The 20,741-nt window shown below is 65.1% G+C and carries 19 protein-coding genes; 7 read left to right on the top strand and 12 right to left on the bottom strand.

Annotated elements, in window-relative coordinates; genetic code table 11:
- Positions 1-68 precede the first annotated feature (68 nt).
- Positions 69-710: a TorF family putative porin gene (locus ABNS06_RS13715; RefSeq protein WP_348675168.1), complete on the bottom strand. Its 642-nt coding sequence runs from the start codon at positions 708-710 to the stop codon at positions 69-71.
- On the opposite strand from ABNS06_RS13715, the gene ABNS06_RS13710 reads away from it, so the two are divergent.
- Both ABNS06_RS13710 and ABNS06_RS13705 read left to right on the top strand, forming a co-directional pair.
- Positions 676-807, top strand: coding sequence for a hypothetical protein (locus ABNS06_RS13710; protein ID WP_348675169.1), 132 nt, complete (start codon positions 676-678; stop codon positions 805-807). The two genes, ABNS06_RS13715 and ABNS06_RS13710, sit on opposite strands and share 35 nt — an antisense overlap.
- Positions 808-1,080: 273 nt before the next feature.
- Positions 1,081-3,075 (top strand): UvrD-helicase domain-containing protein, encoded by a 1,995-nt coding sequence (locus ABNS06_RS13705; RefSeq protein ID WP_348675154.1) that lies wholly within the window; start codon positions 1,081-1,083, stop codon positions 3,073-3,075.
- Between the two features lie 82 nt (positions 3,076-3,157).
- On the opposite strand, the gene ABNS06_RS13700 is transcribed toward ABNS06_RS13705, so the two are convergent.
- Positions 3,158-3,646: a c-type cytochrome gene (locus ABNS06_RS13700; protein WP_348675153.1), complete on the bottom strand. Its 489-nt coding sequence runs from the start codon at positions 3,644-3,646 to the stop codon at positions 3,158-3,160.
- Between the two features lie 203 nt (positions 3,647-3,849).
- Here ABNS06_RS13700 and ABNS06_RS13695 point away from each other — a divergent pair, with 203 nt between their 5' ends.
- Together ABNS06_RS13695 and ABNS06_RS13690 are read left to right on the top strand one after the other, a co-directional pair.
- A complete protein-coding gene (locus ABNS06_RS13695; protein WP_348675152.1) occupies positions 3,850-5,064 on the top strand; it encodes a GGDEF domain-containing protein in 1,215 nt (404 codons plus the stop codon).
- Positions 5,065-5,172: 108 nt separating this feature from the next.
- Entirely contained in the window at positions 5,173-5,916 is a 744-nt protein-coding gene (locus tag ABNS06_RS13690) for a glycerophosphodiester phosphodiesterase family protein (protein WP_348675151.1), read from the top strand.
- A gap of 16 nt (positions 5,917-5,932) precedes the next feature.
- Here the strand turns inward: ABNS06_RS13690 and ABNS06_RS13685 are convergent, their stop codons facing one another.
- Entirely contained in the window at positions 5,933-6,529 is a 597-nt protein-coding gene (locus ABNS06_RS13685) for a hypothetical protein (protein ID WP_348675150.1), read from the bottom strand.
- 262 nt (positions 6,530-6,791) lie between these two features.
- Between ABNS06_RS13685 and ppk1 the strand changes: the two genes are divergently transcribed.
- Positions 6,792-8,867, top strand: coding sequence for a polyphosphate kinase 1 (gene ppk1, locus ABNS06_RS13680; RefSeq protein WP_348675149.1), 2,076 nt, complete (start codon positions 6,792-6,794; stop codon positions 8,865-8,867).
- 27 nt (positions 8,868-8,894) lie between these two features.
- Here ppk1 and ABNS06_RS13675 read toward each other — a convergent pair whose 3' ends face one another.
- Together ABNS06_RS13675 and ABNS06_RS13670 are read right to left on the bottom strand one after the other, a co-directional pair.
- Positions 8,895-10,343 carry a Ppx/GppA phosphatase family protein gene (locus tag ABNS06_RS13675; RefSeq protein WP_348675167.1) on the bottom strand — a complete coding sequence of 483 codons (1,449 nt, stop codon included), beginning with the start codon at positions 10,341-10,343 and terminating at the stop codon, positions 8,895-8,897.
- Positions 10,344-10,405: 62 nt separating this feature from the next.
- Positions 10,406-10,801: an MAPEG family protein gene (locus tag ABNS06_RS13670; RefSeq protein ID WP_348675148.1), complete on the bottom strand. Its 396-nt coding sequence runs from the start codon at positions 10,799-10,801 to the stop codon at positions 10,406-10,408.
- Between the two features lie 230 nt (positions 10,802-11,031).
- Between ABNS06_RS13670 and ABNS06_RS13665 the strand changes: the two genes are divergently transcribed.
- On the top strand, positions 11,032-11,646 hold the full coding sequence (locus ABNS06_RS13665; protein WP_348675147.1) for a cytochrome c: 615 nt from the start codon (positions 11,032-11,034) through the stop codon (positions 11,644-11,646).
- Between the two features lie 278 nt (positions 11,647-11,924).
- The gene (locus ABNS06_RS13660; RefSeq protein WP_348675146.1) at positions 11,925-12,518 is read left to right on the top strand and encodes an outer membrane beta-barrel protein; all 594 of its coding nucleotides are present in this window, start codon (positions 11,925-11,927) and stop codon (positions 12,516-12,518) included.
- A gap of 316 nt (positions 12,519-12,834) precedes the next feature.
- Here the strand turns inward: ABNS06_RS13660 and ABNS06_RS13655 are convergent, their stop codons facing one another.
- From ABNS06_RS13655 to ABNS06_RS13625, 7 genes are all read right to left on the bottom strand, one after another.
- Positions 12,835-13,044 carry a cold-shock protein gene (locus tag ABNS06_RS13655; RefSeq protein WP_348675145.1) on the bottom strand — a complete coding sequence of 70 codons (210 nt, stop codon included), beginning with the start codon at positions 13,042-13,044 and terminating at the stop codon, positions 12,835-12,837.
- 270 nt (positions 13,045-13,314) lie between these two features.
- A complete protein-coding gene (locus ABNS06_RS13650) occupies positions 13,315-14,049 on the bottom strand; it encodes a hypothetical protein (protein WP_348675144.1) in 735 nt (244 codons plus the stop codon).
- 41 nt (positions 14,050-14,090) lie between these two features.
- On the bottom strand, positions 14,091-14,939 hold the full coding sequence (locus ABNS06_RS13645) for a MoxR family ATPase (protein WP_348675143.1): 849 nt from the start codon (positions 14,937-14,939) through the stop codon (positions 14,091-14,093).
- Positions 14,936-17,215, bottom strand: a complete 2,280-nt coding sequence (locus ABNS06_RS13640; protein WP_348675142.1) for a penicillin acylase family protein — start codon at positions 17,213-17,215, stop codon at positions 14,936-14,938. The genes ABNS06_RS13645 and ABNS06_RS13640 overlap by 4 nt, the downstream gene beginning before the upstream one ends.
- A gap of 38 nt (positions 17,216-17,253) precedes the next feature.
- Positions 17,254-18,420, bottom strand: coding sequence for a phosphoglycerate kinase (locus tag ABNS06_RS13635; RefSeq protein WP_348675141.1), 1,167 nt, complete (start codon positions 18,418-18,420; stop codon positions 17,254-17,256).
- Between the two features lie 291 nt (positions 18,421-18,711).
- A complete protein-coding gene (gap, locus tag ABNS06_RS13630) occupies positions 18,712-19,722 on the bottom strand; it encodes a type I glyceraldehyde-3-phosphate dehydrogenase (protein ID WP_348675140.1) in 1,011 nt (336 codons plus the stop codon).
- Between the two features lie 24 nt (positions 19,723-19,746).
- A partial coding sequence (locus tag ABNS06_RS13625; protein ID WP_348675139.1) for a transketolase C-terminal domain-containing protein occupies positions 19,747-20,741 on the bottom strand: 995 nt, incomplete at its 5' end.

Below are 20,741 nucleotides of genomic sequence, written 5' to 3'. Positions count from 1 at the left end.
CACAAAAAAAGAGGACCGCCGTAGCGGTCCTCCTTCTTGATGGCTCTCCTGGTATCAGGAGTTGGCGATCAGATGTCGAACGCGTAGCCACCGCTGACGATGAACTTCGGATCGTCGTCTTCGATGTCGGTGCCGACGAAGGCCAGACCGACCGACAGACCGGACTCGGACTCAGCCGAGATACCGAAGCTGTAGTCGAGGTAGGCGTCGCCGTCCGGGGTAAAGGCTTCGTTGCCCTCGCCGCCGTTGTGCTGGATCGAGGCGTCGAAGGAAGCCATGTCGGTGATCGGAGCCGAGAAGCCGACGCTCACGCCGTAGGCGGACTCGTCCACACCGAAATAGGTATCCGGAGCAAAGTACGCGCCCAGCGAGAACATGCCGGCGGACAGGCTGCCGTAGAACTCGATCGTGTTGTACGACGGGTCCGGCATGTCGACTTCGTCTTCTTCGGTGTAGAGGTAGTAGATCGCACCGAGGTCGTAGCCCACGGCTCCCGCCTCACCGCCAAATCCGAGGTAGAGATCCAGTTCGGAACCTGCGCCACCTGCATCACCACCAAAGCCGATGGAGGATGCCCATGCACCGAGATAGAAACCGGAGTCTGCAGCGTAGTCGATTCCACCCTGAACAGCGGCACCGCCCGACTGCGGGAGGCCACGGAACAGGTAATCGCTCGTGACCGCCAAGTTGACGCTCGTGCTGCCGGCCAGCGCGTTGCCGGAAAATACCGTCGCGCCCAAGACCGCTGCGCTGATGACTGAACGCTTGAATTCCATTTGGTTACGCCCCTTTACTCAAAAACATTGATGGTTTTGCGGATAGCTTTAAGGTCGTTGCCGCAGCCCCGCAGTTGAATCGCAAACCCCGTGCCAAGCCGTGGGTTTCCACACTCGCCAGTCATTTTGCACCGGCACCTTCAGGCACTTCCCCAGAACTCCGGTTCCACGAAGTCCGCGCCCTCGTACCGAGAGACCTTGCTGTTGCCCCCCTCGGCGTTTACTGTCCGCGCCGCGACTCAGGGTCGTAACGCTCTTGTTGCGGCGCAAAAATCTACATCCGCCCCACCTTCAACGCAAGGTCATGCCAAAACTCAACGACCGCCAGCAGGCCGCCGTCGAGCACGTCAGCGGTCCGTTGCTCGTGCTCGCGGGCGCAGGCAGCGGAAAGACGCGCGTCATCACCGAAAAGATCGGGCACCTGATCGAGCATGCCGGCGTCGAGCCTCAGCACATCGTCGCGGTCACGTTCACCAACAAGGCCTCCCGTGAAATGCGCGAGCGCGTTGGCAAGCGCCTGCCGCGCGATGTCGTATCACGCATGCGCATCTCGACATTCCACCGCCTGGGCCTGGACGTGCTGCGCGAGGAACACCACCACATCGGCCTGCGCGCCAACGTCTCGATTCTGGACAGCGAGGACACCAGCGCGCTGATCCGTGACCTGGGCGTCACCGAACCGGACCGCATCAAGCTGGCATTGCGCTGGATCTCCGACCGCAAGCAGGCCTTGCAGATGCCGGCCGACACCGCCGCAGCGGCGGAGTCGGAGGCCGACGCGACACTGGCCCGGCTGTACGAGCAGTACGAATCGCACCTGGCCGCCTACAACGCCGTGGACTTCGACGACCTGATCGTCAAGCCGACGCGACTGCTCCAGGACAACGAGACGGTCCGCAACCGCTGGCAGAACCGCATCCGTTATCTGCTGGTCGACGAGTACCAGGACACGAACCCGGTGCAGTACGCGATGATGCGCGCGCTGGTCGGCGTGCGGGCCCGCTTCACCGTGGTCGGGGACGACGATCAGTCGATTTACCGGTTCCGGGGCGCGCGGCCGGAGAATCTGGCCGACCTGAAGACGGACTATCCCGAGCTGGACGTCATCAAGCTCGAACAGAACTACCGCAGCACCAGCCGCATCCTGCGCTCCGCGAACTCGGTGATCGAGCGCAACACCCGCCTGTACCAGAAGACGTTGTGGAGCGCGCTTGGCGAGGGCACGAAGCTGCGCGTGGTCAACGTTCCGGATGACGCGGTGGAGGCCGAGCGCGTGGTCACGCTGCTGTCCACGCACCGCATCCGCTCGGGCGATCGCTGGTCGGACTACGCAATCCTCTACCGCAGCAACCATCAGGCGCGCGTCATCGAGCAGGCACTGCGAGCGCAGAACATCGCCTATCGCATGACCGGCGGCCGCTCGTTCTTCGACCGTGCCGAGGTCAAGGATCTCGTGGCCTACCTGCGCCTGCTCGCCAACCCGGATGATGACCGCGCCTTTCTGCGCATCATCAACGTGCCGCGACGGGAGCTGGGGCCGGCCACCCTGCAGCGACTCGGCAACTACGCACAGGAACGCCACTGCCCGTTGTTGCAGGCGGCACAGGAAGCGACGTCGCTCGGCATGATCGGCGGCCGCCAGGGCGCCGAGCTGGCACGCTTCTGCAACTGGCATGAACGCCTGTCGCGGACGGCCGCCCACATGCGTCCGGATCACATCCTCGCCGAAATGATCGCGGAGCTCGCCTACCGCGACTGGATCGCCGCGACGACACCGGACAAGGTGCGCGCCGACCGCAAGTTCAAGCTGATCGACGAACTGATGGACTGGACCCGCCGCCTGGCCGAGGACGATCGCAGCCTCGAGGACGTGGTCAACCACTTCAGCCTGGTCGACATGCTGGACAAGCAGGATGGCGGTGACGAGGTCGACGAGGTCCAGCTCGCGACCCTGCACGCATCCAAGGGGCTGGAGTTCCGCAACGTGTTCATCGTCGGCATGGTCGATGGCATCCTGCCCCACGAAAACACCGACGATGTCGACGAGGAGCGCCGGCTGTTCTACGTCGGCATCACCCGCGCACAGTCCACGCTGACCCTCACCGTCCCCCGTCAGATCAAGCGCGGCGGCGAACTCGTCGATGTGCCGTCCAGCCGGTTCCTGGAAGAGCTGCCCGAAACCGATGTCGACTGGCCGGACGAGGCACAGGACGCGGCCGAACAACAGGCGCAGCGCGCCAGACAGCTCGCCGCGCTAAGGGCGCGCTTCGGCGCGAAGAGCGACCCGGAGACCACCTGAAACGAAAAGGGCCGCGCAACGCGCGGCCCCGGAAGCTTTCGATATCAGGCGACCACGAATGACCGCGGCACGCGAATCGGCGTCAGACGCCGGCCTGCTTCAGCATCGCGTCGACGGCAGCCTCGATCTCGGCTTCGCTGAGCGAAGGATCGCCGGCCTTCGGCGGCATCGCGCCCTTCCCGTTGATCACGCTGGTCACCAGCCCGTCGCGCCCCAAGGCGTCCAGACGCGACGACCACTCCGTCGTATCGTCCAGTTTCGGCGCGCCGGCGACACCAGCCGCGTGACAGCCGGAGCAAAGACCCTGGACGATTTCCTCGCCAGAGCGCGGCTCGGCATCGGATTCGCCTGAACTTGCCGACACCTTGATGGCGTTCGGATCGGTAATGACCTCGCCAACCGGCGCGATCCGGGACTGGGTTCGCTCGTAAGCGATCTGGCGCAACTCCTCGGAGTCCTCGTCGCCGGTGATCATGTTGGCGATGACGACGATCACCACCGTCAACGCCACCAGAAAACCGATCACGCCCAGAAATGTCGTGACAAATACCTTGTCGTGGTTCGAATCCACGGCTACGCCTCAACGATCAGATGAAATCTCGGGTCCGGCCACGATGAATGTTCCGGAGCGGGGCGCGGAGTTTATCACGAGCCGAGAGCCGTGCACCCGGACGGCCACGGCTCCCCGCGGCCAGGACGCCCGTCGGCAGATCACGTGCGCTTGACGGTGGCGGTGGTCTACTCTCCAGCCGGAGGAGGGCGTCGACAGAGACCATGTACAGCACGGGAATTCGTGCCGATTACACGGGCATCCGATTCGGATCGGCGCCCACGGAAGCGGCTTTTCGCAAGAGTTATCGAGATGGCGGCCGTGTCGGCCGCTGGATGCTGACCGTGGCGGTCTGCGTCATGACACTGGGCGCACCGGTGCTGGGTCCGATCCTGCTGGATTCGCCACCGCTCGCCTACCAGGCTCAGTCTGCCTGGCTGCTGTTCGCCGTGACTCCGGCCGCCGTGTTGTGCCTGGCCACGCTGCTGCATCCCGACTGGTACCCCGCCTCGACCGCCGCCGTGGTCGTGCTCTGCGCCTCCGGCATTGTCTTCCTGTCCAGTCTGACAGTGACGCTGACCGGCACCGGGCAACCGCAGCCGTTGACGGCACTGACGACGTACACCCTGATGTTTTGCGTGCTGAGTCACGTGCGCCTGCTGGCGGGCCTGGCGATGGTGGCGTTGACGCTGGCGGCGGGATGGCTGACCACGCACTTCGCCGCGGAGCCGTTCCAGGCCCGCGATGTGTTCGTCTTCATCTGCATGTGCCTGATCGGCATCGCCGCGATCGGCTCCATGGAAATGACCGCGCGGCGCGCCTGGCTGGCCCGCGAGTCGCTGATCTGGTCGGCGACCTACGACGAGTTGACCGGCATTCTCAACCGCGGCGCATTCGAGGACCAGGCAGAGCGCATCATCCGCATGGCGCACCGCCAGCAGAGTTCCTTGTGCGTGCTGTGCCTGGACATCGACCACTTCAAGCGCGTCAACGATACCTACGGGCATCTGATGGGCGACGAGGTCATCCGCTGCGTTGGTGAAGTGCTGCGCATCGCCTGTCAGCGACCACTGGATCTGGCCGGACGCGTCGGCGGCGAGGAATTTCTGCTCGCCTACTACGAGGTGAATGCCGAGCAGGCGGAGATTCTCGCCGAGCGCGTTCTCGACCGTGTGCGCGGACTGCGAATCCAGTCCGACGACGAAGACATGATCGCGGTGACCGCCAGCATCGGTGCCACCGTGGGCGTGCCGACGGCCGGGACATCGCTGCGCGACTTCGTGATCCGGGCGGACCGCATGATGTACCTGTCGAAGAAGCAGGGCCGCGACCGCTTCAACAGCTGCCGGCTGTCGGACGAAGCCGCCGCTGATCCACAAACCCCGCCGCCAGGGGAACTGGTGAACGGACTGCAATATCAACGTCAACTCGAACAGTGATATTTATCGCCTGATCAGCCGGGTGCTGGTTCAGGCGGGACCGGTTCCGAGCCCGGAGAACACTCTCGGAACAGCCTGACGACGGGTATGCCCGCGGAGGCAGACGGCATGTACAGCAATCTTCCCCCCAGCCAGTGCGCGCGCGCCGACGACCGCCCGCTGGTCTTCGGACATCGCGGCGCTCGCGGTCACGCGCCGGAAAACACGCTGCTCGGCGTCGAGACGGCCATTCGCCTGGGCGCGGACTGGGTCGAGGTCGATGTGCAGCTCAATGCGGGCAACCCTGTCTTGATGCACGACCTGACGCTGGAGCGAACGACCAACGGACACGGTTTCGTGGCCGATGTCGCGCCCGACTATCTCGCCGGCCTCGATGCCGGACGGGGGCAGAAGGTCCCCGGCGTCCTGGACACGATCGAACTGATCGATCATCGCGCGGGACTGAATCTGGAACTGAAGGCCGCGGGCAGCGCCGGCGTCATCGTGCGGGACATCCGGCACGCGGTGCAGGTCCTGGGATGGGACTGGAGCGAATTTCTGGTCTCCAGCTTCAATCTGCAGGAACTCCGGCAGGTGAGCGCGCTGGAACCACGCATCCCGATCGGCGCGCTATACGCCGGCGTGCCGCTGGACTATGCCGCCAGCGCGGAGGCACTGGGCGCCATCTCGGTTCACCTGTCGCACGAGTTCCTCGCGCCGAACATGATTGAGGACGCCCGAGCACGCGGGCTGGCGGTGTACGTCTACACCGTCAACCATCCGGTGGAGATCGAGCGCGTTCGCGCGCTCGGCGTCGACGGCATCTTCACCGACTACCCCGAGCGCGTGCTGGTGCTGGATCGCGTCGCCTGACGCGAGCCGCCGCCCGCTAGTAGGCCCGGATCGGCAACCCGTGCCGCTTCTTGAAGCGGCCGATCAACGCATCGGGCCGCACTTCCTTGTTGCCGTCATGCAGCACGTACACGATCGTGCGGCTGCCGGGACCGGCGCCGATTTCGGTGAACCGGTAGGGCGCATCCCAGGAACCCTTGAACGCCTGCAAGTCCTCCCAGCGATCGAACACGTAGAAGCGGCCGTCGTAGAGCACTTCCCCGTAGAAGTTCTCGGCGCCCGAGACCTCGCCGTCATAAAGCGCAACCGATGCGATGCCCTCGCGCTTGGCCTTGTCGTCGTCGGTCAGACCGAACACGATGGTCTCGCCGTCCGGCCCTTCACCGATGCGCACCAGCCGGTAGGCCGTGTGGCCGTAATCCAGAAACGCCTTGTAGGTCGCGAAATCATCGAAGACGTAGATGCGTCCCTCGTGGTGCGCCTCGTAGTAATCGGAAACGTCCATCACCGGCTTCGCGGGCGCCGTCTCCACGATCTCGGCATCGGTGCCCTTGTAGCTGTGCGGAATGGCGCAACCCGCCGCGGCCAGCGTCGAGACCGCCGCCAGTGAATACGCCAGTCGAGAGTGTTTCATTCGGTTCTCCTTCTTCGGACGCGCAAGCCTGCCAACCCCATTTGACAGCGCGGTGACAGAGGCCGGTGCAAGAAAACACGGAATCGCGACCGGTGCCAAGCCCGACACCTGTCGGCTTAATCAACCTGTCACACAGCACTCGCAGTCTCTGGCCGGCTTGCACGTCATCACCGGACCCGGATCATCGGTGCATGGCCACCCCACCGCATCATATGCTGAACGGTCTCGTTCACCGTCGAACCAGGATATCGAGCACGTTGTCATGAACGACATCGCAAACAACGGAACGGACACCTTCACGCCGGACCGCTACATCAATCGCTGGCTGTCACTGCTGGAATTCAACCAGCGCGTGCTGGAACAGGCCAAGGACGAGCGTGTTCCGCTGATTGAGCGGATGAAGTTCCTCTGCATTTCCTGTTCGAACCTAGATGAGTTCTACGAGGTTCGCGTCGCCGGGCTCAAGCAGATGGCCGAGGTGGGCGCGGTGCAGGCGGGGCCCGACAACATCCTCCCCACGACGCTGCTGTCGCAGATCAGCGAGCGCGCCCACGCCCTGGTCGCCGACCAGTACGGCACCCTGAACTCGGTGCTGATCCCGGCGCTGGAACAGGAGAACATCCGCTTCGTGCGACGCGTGGACTGGGTCTCCAACGCAGCGCAGGACGACTGGTTGCGGAACTACTTTCACAACGAGCTGCTGCCGGTGCTCTCCCCGATCGGACTGGACCCGGCGCACCCGTTCCCGCGCATCATCAACAAGAGCCTGAACTTCGTCGTGTCGCTGGACGGCAAGGACGCGTTCGGCCGCACGGCCCGCTTCGCCGTGGTCGGAGCGCCGCGCTCGCTGCCGCGACTGATCCAGATTCCGCCGGACGTCGAGGGCGCCGGCCCGAACGATTTCGTGTTTCTGTCCTCGGTGATTCACGCCTACGTGGACGAGCTGTTCCCCGGCATGACGGTCTCCGGCTGCTACCAGTTCCGGGTCACCCGCAATTCCGAGCTGTTCGTCGACGAGGAAGAGGTCGACGATCTGCTGCTGGCGCTGGAAGGGGAACTGCCGCAGCGCCAGTACGGCGATGAGGTCCGCCTGGAGGTCGCCCACAACTGTCCGGATGGTGTCTGGCAGTACCTGCTCGACAAGCTGGGCCTGACCGAGGAGGACCTGTTCCGGGTCGACGGGCCAGTCAACCTCAACCGCCTGATGGCGTTGGGCGACATGGTCGATCGCCCGGACCTGAAGTACCCGCCGTTCACGTCGAGGTTGTCGACCAGCATGGGGCAGGACCGGATCTTCGACACCATCAGCCGCAAGGACATCCTGCTGCACCACCCCTTCGATTCCTTCGCGCCCGTCGTGGAGTTTCTGCGCGCGGCGGCGAAGGACCCCGACGTGCTGGCGATCAAGCAGACGCTTTACCGCACCGGCACCGACTCGGCCGTCGTCGACGCCCTGATCAAGGCGGCCCACGCCGGCAAGGAGGTCACGGTGGTGGTCGAACTGCGCGCGCGCTTCGACGAGGCGGACAACATCGGTCTGGCCGAGGCATTGCAGGAAGCCGGCGCGCATGTGGTTTACGGTGTGGTCGGTCACAAGGCCCACGCCAAGATGGTGCTGATCGTGCGCCGGGAGAAAGGCCGTCTGACGCACTACTGTCACCTGTCCACCGGCAACTACCACCCGCGCACCGCACGTCTGTACACCGACTACGGCCTGTTCACCGCGGACCCCGCGATCGGCGAGGACGTCCACCGCGTCTTCCTGCAACTGACCAGCCTGGGGAAGGTGCTCAAGCTGGACAAGCTGCTGCAATCACCGTTCTCGCTGCATCCCGGCATCATGGCGTTCATCGCGCGCGAGACCGAGCATGCGCGCACAGGGCGCGGCGGCCGGATCATCGCCAAGATGAACTCGCTGACCGAGCGGTCGGTCATCGATGCCCTGTACGAGGCATCGCAAGCCGGGGTCGAGATCGATCTGATCATCCGCGGCATGTGCTGCCTGCGACCGGGCGTGCCGGGACTGTCCGACCACATTCGCGTGCGCTCCATCATCGGCCGGTTTCTCGAGCACACCCGCGTCTACTACTTCGCCAACAACGGCAAGCCCGACCTGTACTGCGCCAGCGCCGACTGGATGGAACGCAACCTGTTCCGCCGCGTCGAAACCGCGTTCCCGATCCTGGACAAGAAGCTCGCGAAACGCGTTCTTGCCGAACTGGATCTCTACCTGCGGGACAACTCCCAGTCCTGGGAGCTGACGCCAGAGGGCACCTATCAACGCGACGTGGCCGGCGACGACCTGGTCAGCGCCCAGCAGGTCCTGATGGAGGGCTGAGAAGCCGACGCCCGGGCAGATCGGCGGCTAGCTTTCCAGCACCCGCAACCTGAACCCGGCCTGCTTGAGCAAATCCTGCTCACGCTCCAGGCCGGCGCGAGTGAGCGCATGGTCGGCCAGCCATTGGGCATCGAACTCCACCGTCACCTGATCGGCGCTCGCCTCGATCCTGACCGGGGGAATGGCATCGGCCGAGCGACCCCGCCGCAGGATCACGGCCAGACGCAGAATGATCGCCAGCCGGCTCAGGCGATCCCGCCACCCCTCCGGCACATCATCCAGCGCGGCCTGACGAAACTTGCCGCGGTGCAGGCGCACGAGGGCGGCCAGCATGCGCTGGTCCAGCTGGGAAAAGCCGTGGAGATCGCCATTGCGGACGAGATATTCGCCGTGCTTGTGATACGAGCCATGGGCCACGAACAGGCCGATCTCGTGCAGTAACGACGCCCAGATCAACAGCTGACGGCAATCCGGGTCGGCCGCCAGCCCGGACCAGCCTTCACCGGCTTCCTGCAGGATGGACAGCGCGGTCGCGCGAACCTGGTCGGCATGCGCTTCGTCGACACCGAAGCGCCGCGCAAGCCCGGCCACGGTGTCGTGTCGCACGTCATGATCGCTCAGGCGCCCGAGCAGGTCGTAGACGACACCCTCTCGCAACGCCCGGTCCGAGACGGTCATGCGCCGGATGCCCAGCGCGTCGAACAGGCCGGTGAGCACCGCCAGCCCGCCCGGGAAGATCGGCTTGCGATCGTCCCGCAGCCCGTCGAGGTCCAGCGCATCGATGCTGCCCAGCTTGACGATGAGATCGCCCGCGCGAGCCAGGCCGTCAGGCGTCACCTCGCCATCGGCCCAGCCGCAACCGGCGATGACCTTGGCGATGGCGCGCACCGTGCCGGAGGCGCCAATACAGACGTCCCAGCCACGACCGCGATACTCGGCCGCCAGATATTCCGCTTCCAGCCGCGCCGCCATGCGTGCCGCCATGAACCGCTTGCGGGAGATTTCACCGCCCGCGAAGAAACGCTCCGAGTAGGAGACGCAGCCCATGCGCACCGATTCCAGCAACCGGGGCTCATCACGCTCGCCGATGATCACCTCGGTGCTTCCGCCACCGATATCGATCACCAGTCGCCGCGGCTGGTCGGCGCCCATGCCATGCACCACGCCACCGTAGATCAGGCGGGCTTCCTCGACGCCGGAAATCACCTCGACCGGATGCCCCAGGGCGCGCTCCGCCGCCGCGAGAAAAGACCCCGGATCACGCATCCGCCGCAACGTGTTCGTGCCGACCACGCGCGCGCGACCGGGACGGATCGCGCGCAGGCGCTGACCAAAGCGTTCCAGACAATCCACCGCACGCTGCTGCGCCTCGGCCGACAGCCGCTTCTGCTCGTCCAGGCCCGCCGCAAGCCGCACCGGCTCGCGCAACCTGTCGACCACGGTGATCTCATGCCCCCGCGGCTTCGCGACGATCATGTGAAAACTGTTGGAACCCAGATCGACGGCGGCGACGTCGGCATCGGGTTCGTCGGCTCCACTCAAGCCGTGCCTCGCATCACGAACAGCAGCAGTAGCCACAGCGCGGCGACCAGTTGGCAGAGATAGGTGATCGCGGCGCCAACCTGACGCTTGCGATTGATGGCACTGCCGAGCAGGCCGTAGGAGAACACCAGACGCCCGATGACGAAGGCCGAACCCAGCAGCCACACGCCGATGCCGGGCGCATTGTGCTCAAGCAGCAACAGCATGATCAGGAAGATCGGCACGTGCTCGGTCGCGTTCGCATGCGTGCGCGTCGCGCGCAGCAGCATGGCCTGGCCGCCGTCCCCGAGCGCGACCTGATAGCGAATCCGCAACTGCGACACGCGGGCCGCGAGAATGAGGATCAGCAGCCCGTTCAGTGCCGCCGTGACCGCGGTTGCGGCATAGAGCATGCGCGTACTCCCAATGATTGCGGCGGCCGATGATAGCGCAGCCCGGTGCGATTTCCGTGACGAGCGCGACTGCCCCCGCGCGACAGGTTCCGGCGACAAAGCGGCTGCGTCCGGTCGGGCCGCAACCGCCAATCGATGGTATCCTTCGTCATTGACTCCATCAGATGCTTGCCGGACCATTGCGGGCCGCCGGCAGCGCTTGCCAAAGACTTTCTCGACGACGAAATCCGATGACTCGACTTGCGAAATTCGCCTGCGCGGTCGCGCTGGCCTCTGTCTCCACGGTTTGGGCCCAGGACGGGAATGCCGACAACGGCCAGGCTCTGGCGCACACCTGCGCTGGCTGCCACGGCATCCCCGGCTACACCAACGCGTATCCCACATTTCGTGTTCCGCGGCTGGGCGGGCAGCACCCCGAATACATCGTCAGCGCGTTGACCGCCTACAAGTCCGGTCAGCGTTCGCATCCCACCATGACCGCACAGGCGGCATCGCTCACGGATCAGCAGATTCGCGATATCGCCGCCTACGTCACCCAGGCACCGGCGGCGTCGGACGATCCCGACATCGTTCCGGCCGGCGACCCCAAGAAGGGTGAGCAGCTGGCCCAGACCTGCACGGCCTGCCATGGAGCCACCGGCGCACCCAGCATTACCCAGTACCCGATCCTGGCCGGCCAGCATCCGGACTACCTGGCCCATGCGCTCAACGCGTACAAGACCGGTCAGCGCAACAACGCGATCATGAGTGGCTTCGCCTCCAACCTGTCGAAGGACGACATCAAGCACCTCGCTGCCTGGTTCGCTTCGCAGAACGAACCGCTTTACACGCCCAACTTCGAGTAACCGGGCCATCGGCGGCGCCCGCAACCGGGCACCGACCCAAATTGATCAGAAAACGCCCCTTCATGGGGCGTTTTCTGTTGCACTCCCCGCCAGCGAGCCGATACTCTACCGACGCTATCCGTTCGAGACGTTTTGTCTTGATTTTGAAACGGAAGTGCAACGTGGACGTCTTTGTTCATCACTACCGTGAACAAGGGATGTCGCACAGACAACAACGTGCGCGCCCCAATGTGGGGCAATCGAACGCACATCTGCGGTTGGGACTTTAAGGAGTCAACATGAAGAAGATTTTGCTGGGGTCCGCCCTGCTCGCCCTCCCTCTTGCCGGACAGGCGTCCGATCCCTTTCAGCACGTCGATGTCTATTTCCTGGCATCGGATCTCGAAATCTCGACACCCGGCGGCAGCGGTGACGACGACGGCGACGGCTTCGGTATTTCCGGCGCATTCCGCGTTGCCGATCAGGCGTTCCTGACGGGCGAGTTCCAGAGCGCTGAAACCGATGACTTCGACATCGAGATCGATCAGCTTCGCTTCGGCGGCGGTTTCCACACCATGGAATCCACGAACGGCATGACGTTCTACGGCCAGGGTGAATACCTGCAGGTCGAGATCGACGGTGACGACGAGGACGGTTTCGGCCTGCACGGCGGCCTGATCCTGGCAGCCTCCGAGCAACTGCGCTTCAACGGCCAGCTGGGCTATCTGTCGCTGGACGACGTGGATGGCCTGGAATATCTCCTCAGCGTCGCGTTCGACATCACGCCGAACTTCGGGCTGTTCGCCGACTACCGGGTCAGCACGCTTGAGGACGACAACGACAACGAACTGGACCTGACCGACGTGAAGCTGGGCGTCAGCCTGCTGTTCTGATCCGTCAGTCCGTGTCGACAAAAGGCGTCAAGCGCGAGCTTGACGCCTTTTTTGTGCCCGCCACTGCTCGCGCCTCTCCACAGCTGGCTGCGCAAATCACCGGACCACGCATGACCTGACCATCGGGGGAGCTGACACCGATGCCCAAGCCCCCTTTCCCGGGGTTGCGGCAATTCAACGCATGAAACCCTGGCCCCGCGATACTGGTTTAGGGCCATTTCGAATTTCCGGAAATGGACGCATGCGCGGAAAACACCCGGACACAAAAAAGGCGGGTCGAAACCCGCCTTTTTCGATGACTCTGTCAGGGAACTGATCAGAGCGGAGTGACGTTCTCCGCCTGAGGTCCCTTCTGGCCCTGCACGACACGCATCGTGACCTTCTGGCCTTCATGCAGCGTGCGACGACCGGAGCCATTGATTGCGCTGAAATGAACAAACACGTCTTTGCCGCCTGCGCGTTCGACAAATCCGAATCCCTTCTCGTCATTGAACCACTTGACGGTACCTTCAATTTCGTCAGACATTCCTTCTCTCTTTCAAACTACGCTGCTCATTTCAGCGTGAACAATGCCGGCGGGTATTCGCCAACTCCTCGCATTCTACGCGTGCGCCTGAAAAAACCAGATACGTTTCCGTTACATCCGACGAACGGTCAACGATTCGGTTGACTCTGAACGAATTTGTCGTTTGCAGGCGACGAAATCGGTCGGAAACCGCAGCCTGCCGATGCGCTCTCATCGACCATGGAGCGAGCACCGCGCAAACCGGCGTGCTCGGACAAGCCTGATGCCGCCTCAGAACTTCAGCAACATCCCCATGTAACCACCCTTGAACTCGGCATCAACGGCGTAGTGGCTGGTCGTGAATCGATAGCGCCTGGACTGGATGCCCAGTTCCAGACCCAGCGGACGCAGCACCGGCCACAACAGCGTTCCGCGAGCGTGAATGGCGCGATCATCACCGGACGCCACATAGGCGGTTTCGAAGCGCAGCGTGATCGGACCAAACGGCGCGACATCCAGGCGGAGCAGACCCAGCGGATAAATCTCGTCGTAGCGATCGGTCTCGGCCAGCTCGCCGTCCTCCTGACGCGTAACGACACCATCGAGATTCTCGACCATGACGCCCACGCCGAGACGCACGCCATCCTCGATCAACGGCAGGGTGACGGACAGCGCGGTCACGTCGAACTCCGCGGAGGCGCGGCCAGTGGAGCCGGGAATGATCAGAAATCCGTCGGATTCGGCCGTGGCCCCCGCATCCAGCCCCTGACGTTCGAGCAGCACATCCGGAGCCCAGCGATGGGGAAAGCTCAGACCCAGGCGCAGATAGCCCTGATCCTCGTCGTCACGTGACAGGTCGGAGAAGCTGATCTGATCCGTCGTGTCCCTGACACTGCCGCTGGCGTCGTAACTCCACTGCCCGAACGCCACTTCACCATGCCAGTCACGTTCCTTCGCGTCAGCCACAACCGTCAGCGGCGCCAGCGCCAGACCGGCGCAAAGTGTCATCTGGACGAGTCGGTGCATCCCTGCCCTCCTGCGATCGTTCCGTTCCGGATGGACTGCGCTTACGCGCCGCGCCTCGACATGAAGACCAGCTTTTCGAACAGATGGATGTCCTGCTCGTTCTTGATCAGGGCGCCGTAGAGTGGCGGCAGCGATTTCTTCGCGCTGCTCTCGCGCAGCGTCGTGGCGTCGATGTCCTCGGCCAGCAACAGCTTGAGCCAGTCGATCAGTTCCGAGGTCGACGGTTTCTTCTTCAGCCCCGGCGCCTCGCGCAGGTCGAAGAAGATTTCCATCGCCACTCGCAGCAGTTCCGGCTTCAGCTTGGGGAAATGCACGTCGACGATGGCCTGCATCGTGTCCTTGTCCGGAAAGCGGATGTAGTGGAAGAAGCAGCGACGCAGAAACGCGTCCGGCAGTTCCTTCTCGTTGTTCGACGTGATGATGATGATCGGCCGGTGCGTCGCCCGGATCGTCTCGCGGGTTTCGTAGACGTCGAACTCCATGCGATCGAGTTCGCGCAACAGATCGTTGGGAAACTCGATGTCCGCCTTGTCGATCTCGTCGATCAGCAGCACCGGCTGCTCGTCGCAGGAAAAGCACTCCCACAACGCGCCTTTGACGATGTAGTTGGCAATATCGTGGACCTTCTCCTCGCCAAGCTGTGAATCGCGCAGGCGGGACACCGCGTCATATTCGTACAGGCCCTGCTGCGCCTTGGTCGTCGACTTGATGTGCCACTCGAACAGCGGCTTGCCCAGCGACCGCGCGACCTCCTGGGCCAGCAGCGTCTTGCCCGTGCCGGGCTCGCCCTTGATCAGCAGCGGCCGCTCCAGCGCGACCGCAGCGTTGACCGCCAGCTTCAGGTCGTCAGTGGCGACGTATTGTTCCGTTCCCTCGAATCGATTGGTCATGGTGTCAGTATCAACTGGTGTTCGGTGGTCCCTGGCAAGAACGGCGCGCGGCGCCCTTCCGCCCAGTCTTGAAAGCCGGCGAGGAACCACGGCGACAGCGGATGTCCGCTCTGCCCTCCCGGCATCGTAAAGTATCCGGCCGCTTCGTGACCCGGTGACACGGCAAAGCGTTCCGAGGCACCAAAGCCCGGGCGCGCCACGCGAGGCATGTCGCGGTCGCCGGCCTGCGGCACCGCCGGCGCCTTCAGATGGCGCCCGAGCCAGGACGGCAGAAAACCCGCCAGCGGATGCTCGATCTCCGCGCGGTTCGCCTCCCCCCAGGTCTGCTCGGCCAGCGGCCCGTCGGCCTTTGCCGAATCAATCACCTGCCGCGCGACTTCGCTCAGCAGCGCATCCCAGTCGGCCACGCCGGCCGGCAGCAGATGCGCCGGCCGCTGTTCGATCAGCGCCCACAGCGCATGCTCGAACTGATGCGAACGCCGCACCGGGGCATCCGGCACGGCCTCACGCACCGGCGCCGTCAGCGCGGTCCAGACCCGGTCCGTGACGGCATTGTGGAACGCGCGCACCAGCGGATACCCGGCGTCGTCCACCGACGCGCGCATCCCCTCCTCGCGCAGGAGCGCGCCAGCGGCGTCGCCGTCGGGCAGCTGCGCCAACATCAGCCTGCGCCAGCGCTCCAGAAACAACGCGCGATCATCCAGCACGATGTCGTGCATCGACGCTTCATCGTGCGCATCGCGAGCGAACAGATCGTCGCGGATCTGCCCGGCCCGTGCGCCCAGCGCATAACCCCCGTTGCCCACCCGGGCCAGCGCCTCACCGGAGACCGTGCGCGCGTTCGCCGTCCACAAACGGCCGCTATCCGGCGCCACGATCCGCGGAACCGCGTCGTCGGGAAGCCATCCATCCCAGCCAATCGCGTCCGTACGCAAGGCAGGACGGTCGCCGCTGAATCCGCGACGAACCGGAATCCGGCCGGCGATGGTCCAGGCGATCCGGCCATCGGCGCCGGCGATCATCATGTTCTGCGGCGGGATGCCGGCACGGTGCGCAACCGCGATGGCCTCGTCGACACTCTGAACCTGCTCCATCAGCAGCAGGTTCAGGTTGAGCCCGCCGGGCTCGCGCGCCGTCCACTGCACGGCGTAATCGCCCAGCAGTGGATCGTGATGCACGGGACCGAACGCCGAGGTCCGCACCGTCAGCACTTCCGGTTCGCCGCCCTGCACCGGCAGCTCGAGCCGCAGGGTTTCGATCTGCTCCGGCGCCAGCGTGACGATGTCGGAGTAGTCGCCGTAGCTGTTGGTGAAGCCCCAGGCGATGTGCCCGTTGCTGCCGGCGATGATCGCGGGCAGTCCCGGCAGCGTGACACCGGTGATGTCGAAGCCGGAGGCTCCGCGCAGATGCAGGCGCACGCGATACCAGATGTTCGGCAGCCCGAGTCCGAGGTGCATGTCGTCGGCGACGATGGCGCCGCCATGCGGAGTCAGCCGGCCGGAGACCGCCCAGTTGTTGCTGCCACGCAGCGGCTCCAGCGGCGTTACCGCGGCCAGCGACTCTCCGACCGATGCGGTCCACTGCGCCGCCGACGGAACCACCGGCGCGGGCAGTGGCTCGCCCAGCAACGGCGCATCCCAGGGACCGCCCTGGGGCGCCAGGAACGCGGCGGCCTCGTCGCCCAGCACCCGACGCAGCACCGCATCGTCACGCTCCTTGCGCGCGGTGCGGTCGGTCAGGTCCATGAACATGCTCAGCGCCACCAGCAGACTGTCCTGCGCCTGCCAGAGTTGAGGCTCGGTGCGCAGCATCCAGTATTCGAAGGGACGTGCGCCAAGTTCACCAAGGCCGGCGTTGACACCCTCGGCGTAGGCTTCCAGCAGCGCGCGAATCGGCGGCTGCGCGTCAGCCAGCCCCCGCGTGGCTACGGCGCGAAGCTGCTCGGGCGCCACCTTGCGGTCCAGCGGCAGCGCCGCGGCACCGACCAGGCCGGCCAGTTCCCCGGCCGCGGCGCGGCGCAGCAAGTCCATCTGGAAGAAGCGATCCTGCGCATGCAGAAAGCCGGTGGCGCGGGCGAGATCAAGTCGGTCGTCGCCGGTCAGCGTGGGAACACCCTGGCCATCGCGCTCGACCGTGACCGGCTCGCGCAGGCCGGCGAGCGCGAGCTCGCCATCAAGCTTGGGGAGGCTGGCCCGCAACACGCCCCAGGCGAGCAGGACGACGGCGATCAGCAGCACGGCGAGGACGACAACCGCGCGCGTCGTCCACCGTCGCATGCCCTGCATCGCCATCGCCCCCTGATCGGGCGGCCGGTCTAGGCCCGCGCCTCCAGCATGGCGATGGCCGGCAGAGTCTTGCCTTCCAGCAGCTCGAGAAACGCGCCACCGCCGGTGGAGATGTAGGACACCTGATCGGCGATACCGTACTTGTCGATCGCCGCCAGGGTGTCACCACCACCTGCGATGGAAAACGCATCCGATGCCGCGATGGCCTTCGACATCGCCTCGGTGCCGCCGGCAAAGGCGTCGAATTCGAACACGCCAACCGGCCCGTTCCAGACGATGGTGCCGGCGCCGTCCAGCAGCGCGGCCAGCGTCTTCTGCGTGTCCGGGCCGACATCCAGCACCATGTCCTTGTCACCGATCTGGTCGGCCGGCTTCACGGTGGCTTCCGCGTCGGCGGAAAACTCGCTGGCGACGACCACATCGGTGGGCAGCGGAATGTCGCCGCCCTTGGCCTTGACCGCCTCCATGATGCGCTTGGCCGTGTCGATCAGGTCCGGCTCATGCAGCGAGGCGCCTACACTGACACCGGTCGCGGCGAGAAAGGTGTTGGCGATGCCGCCGCCCAGCACCAACTGGTCCACCTTGTCGATCAGCGACTCGATCACGCCCAGCTTGGTCGAAACCTTGGAGCCGCCGATGATCGCAACCAGCGGCCGCGCCGGGTTGTCCAGCGCCTTGCCCAGCGCATCCATCTCGGCCGCGAGCAGCGGACCGGCGCAGGCGGCGGGGGCGAACTTGCCGACACCGTGGGTCGAGGCCTGGGCGCGATGCGCCGTGCCGAAAGCGTCCATCACGTAGATGTCGCAAAGCGCCGCCATGCGTTTGGCCAGCGTCTCGTCGTCCTTCTTCTCCCCTTCCAGGAAGCGAACGTTCTCGCACAGCACCACGTCGCCGGGATGCGGCGCATCCATGGTCAGCCAGTCGGTGATCAGCGGCACCGGCGCACCCAGTGCCTGCGACAGCCACTGCGCCACCGGTTGCAGGCTGTACTTCGCCTCCGGCTGACCCTCGGTCGGGCGGCCGAGATGCGACATCACCATCACCCGGGCACCGGCATCGCGCGCGGCGCGGATGGTCGGCAGCGCCGCCCTGAGTCGGGCATCGGAGGTAATGCGGTCGCCGTCCAGCGGCACGTTGAGATCTTCACGGATCAGGACCCGCTTGCCGGCGAGATCCAGGTCAGTCATGCGTTTCATGCGGTGCTCCTCGAAGCAGGCCGCCCGCATCCGGCAGGCGGCGGGCGCGGGCAGCTCGTCATGCCAACGCCGTGATGATGGAACTGCGGTGAGCCCTGAGGGCTTGCGGTTTCGACGCCATGAATCGACGTCACGTCATGCATTCTCGAGAGCGTTTCACCCTCGCGAAAGGTGCCGTCTGCCGCCCAAGGTCAAGGCGCGGAGACGCGCTGAGCGCGGAGCGGACTGTTGCTCCGTGAGCACTCAGCGCGTCTTCGCAACGCCGAGATTGGGTGACAGACGGCGCCGCGCTCAGGCTTTCGCCAAGGCCAGCGTGGTGTCGAGCATGCGGTTGCTGTAGCCCCACTCGTTGTCGTACCACGAGCAGACCTTGATCAGACCGCCGTCGATCTCGCGGGTCAGACCGGCATCGTAGGTGCTGGACGCGGGATCGTGGTTGAAGTCGATCGACACCAGCGGCGCGTCGTTGTAGTTCAGCACGGCCGACAGCGGGCCGGACTCGGACGCCGCCTTCATGATCTTGTGGATCTCGTCGACGGAGGTCGCACGCGACGGCTTGAAGGTCAGGTCGACCAGCGACACGTTGATCGTCGGCACGCGGATGGCGAAGCCGTCCAGCTTGCCCTTGAGTTCCGGCAGCACCAGGCCGACAGCAGCGGCGGCGCCGGTCTTGGTCGGAATCATCGACTGCGTGGCCGAACGGGCACGGCGCAGATCCGAGTGATAGACGTCGGTCAGCACCTGGTCGTTGGTGAAGGCGTGAATCGTGGTCATCAGACCGGATTCGATGCCCACCGTATCCTGCAGGGCCTTGGCGACCGGCGCCAGACAGTTCGTGGTGCAGGAAGCGTTGCTGACGATCTGGTCGGAGGCTTCCAGCGTTTCGTGGTTGACGCCGTAGACGATGGTCTTGACGTCGGAACCGGCCGGCTGCGACACGACAACGTGCTTCGCACCACCCTGGATGTGGGCCATGGCCTTGTCCTTGGTGGCGAAGAAGCCGGTGCATTCCAGCACCACGTCCACACCCAGTTCGCCCCACGGCAGTTCGGCCGGGTTGCGATTGGCCAGCACCTTGATCTTGTCGCCGTTGACGACGATGTAATCGCCCTCGACGGTCACCGTGCCCGGGAACTTGCCGTGGGCGGTGTCGTACTGGGTCAGATGCGCGTTGGTGTTCGCGTCACCCAGGTCGTTGATCGCCACGATCTGGATTTCATCGGTGCGGCCGGATTCATACAGCGCACGCAGGACATTGCGGCCGATACGGCCATAACCGTTGATCGCGATCTTCGTTGCCATGCTTTTCTCTCCTTTGATGTCTGGTTACTTCAACAGATCGCGCACAGTCTTCACTACGCGATCCGACGTCAGGTCAAAATGCTGGAAGGCGTCTCCCGCCGGGGCGGACACGCCGTAACTGTCGATGCCGAGCACCGCGCCGGCCGAACCGACCCAGCGCCACCAGGTCCCGGTGGCGCCCGCCTCGATGGCCACGCGCGCGGTCACCGATGCCGGCAACACGGCGGCGCGGTAGGCCTCGGTCTGGCGCAGGAATGCCTCCTCGCAGGGCATGGACACCACGCGGGTGGGCACGCCGTCGTCGCTCAGCGTCTTGGCGGCCTCGACCGCCAGCTCGACTTCCGAACCGGTACCGATCACCACCGCGACCGGATCGGCGGCGGGCTCCCACAGCACGTAGGCGCCGCGACGCACCGCGGCGAGCTGTTCGGCGCTGCGCCGCTGATGCTCGATGTTCTGCCGGGTCAGCGCCAGCGCGGAGGGGCCGTCCTGCCGCAGCAGCGCGGATTCCCAGGCCACCGCGGTTTCCACGTCGTCGCAGGGACGCCAGACGTCCAGATTGGGCATCAGGCGCAGGCTGCCGACATGCTCGATCGGCTGGTGCGTCGGGCCATCCTCGCCCAGACCGATGGAGTCGTGGGTGTAGACCAGAATGTTCTGCACAGCCATCAGCGCGGCCAGGCGCACGGCGTTGCGCGCGTAGTCCGAGAACGTCAGGAAGGTGCCGGAAAACGGGATGAAGCCACCGTGCAGCCGCAGTCCGTTGCCGATCGCGGTCATGCCGAACTCGCGCACGCCGTAGTAGATGTACTGACCCTTGACCGTCTCCGGTGTCACCGGTTCCACGCCCTTCCAGATCGTGCCGTTGGAGCCGGTCAGATCAGCCGAGCCGCCCAGCAGTTCCGGCAGGCCGGGCGCGATGGCGTTGAGCACCGCCTGCGAGGCCTTGCGGGTCGCGTTCTTCTTGCCGTTTTCCTGCACGTCCTCGACGTAGCGTGCGAGGCTGTCGACCAGATCGG

It is taken from the genome of uncultured Abyssibacter sp., from assembly GCF_964000955.1.
GTDB lineage: Bacteria > Pseudomonadota > Gammaproteobacteria > Nevskiales > OUC007 > Abyssibacter.
This window is presented reverse-complemented; position numbering and strand designations above follow the sequence as displayed.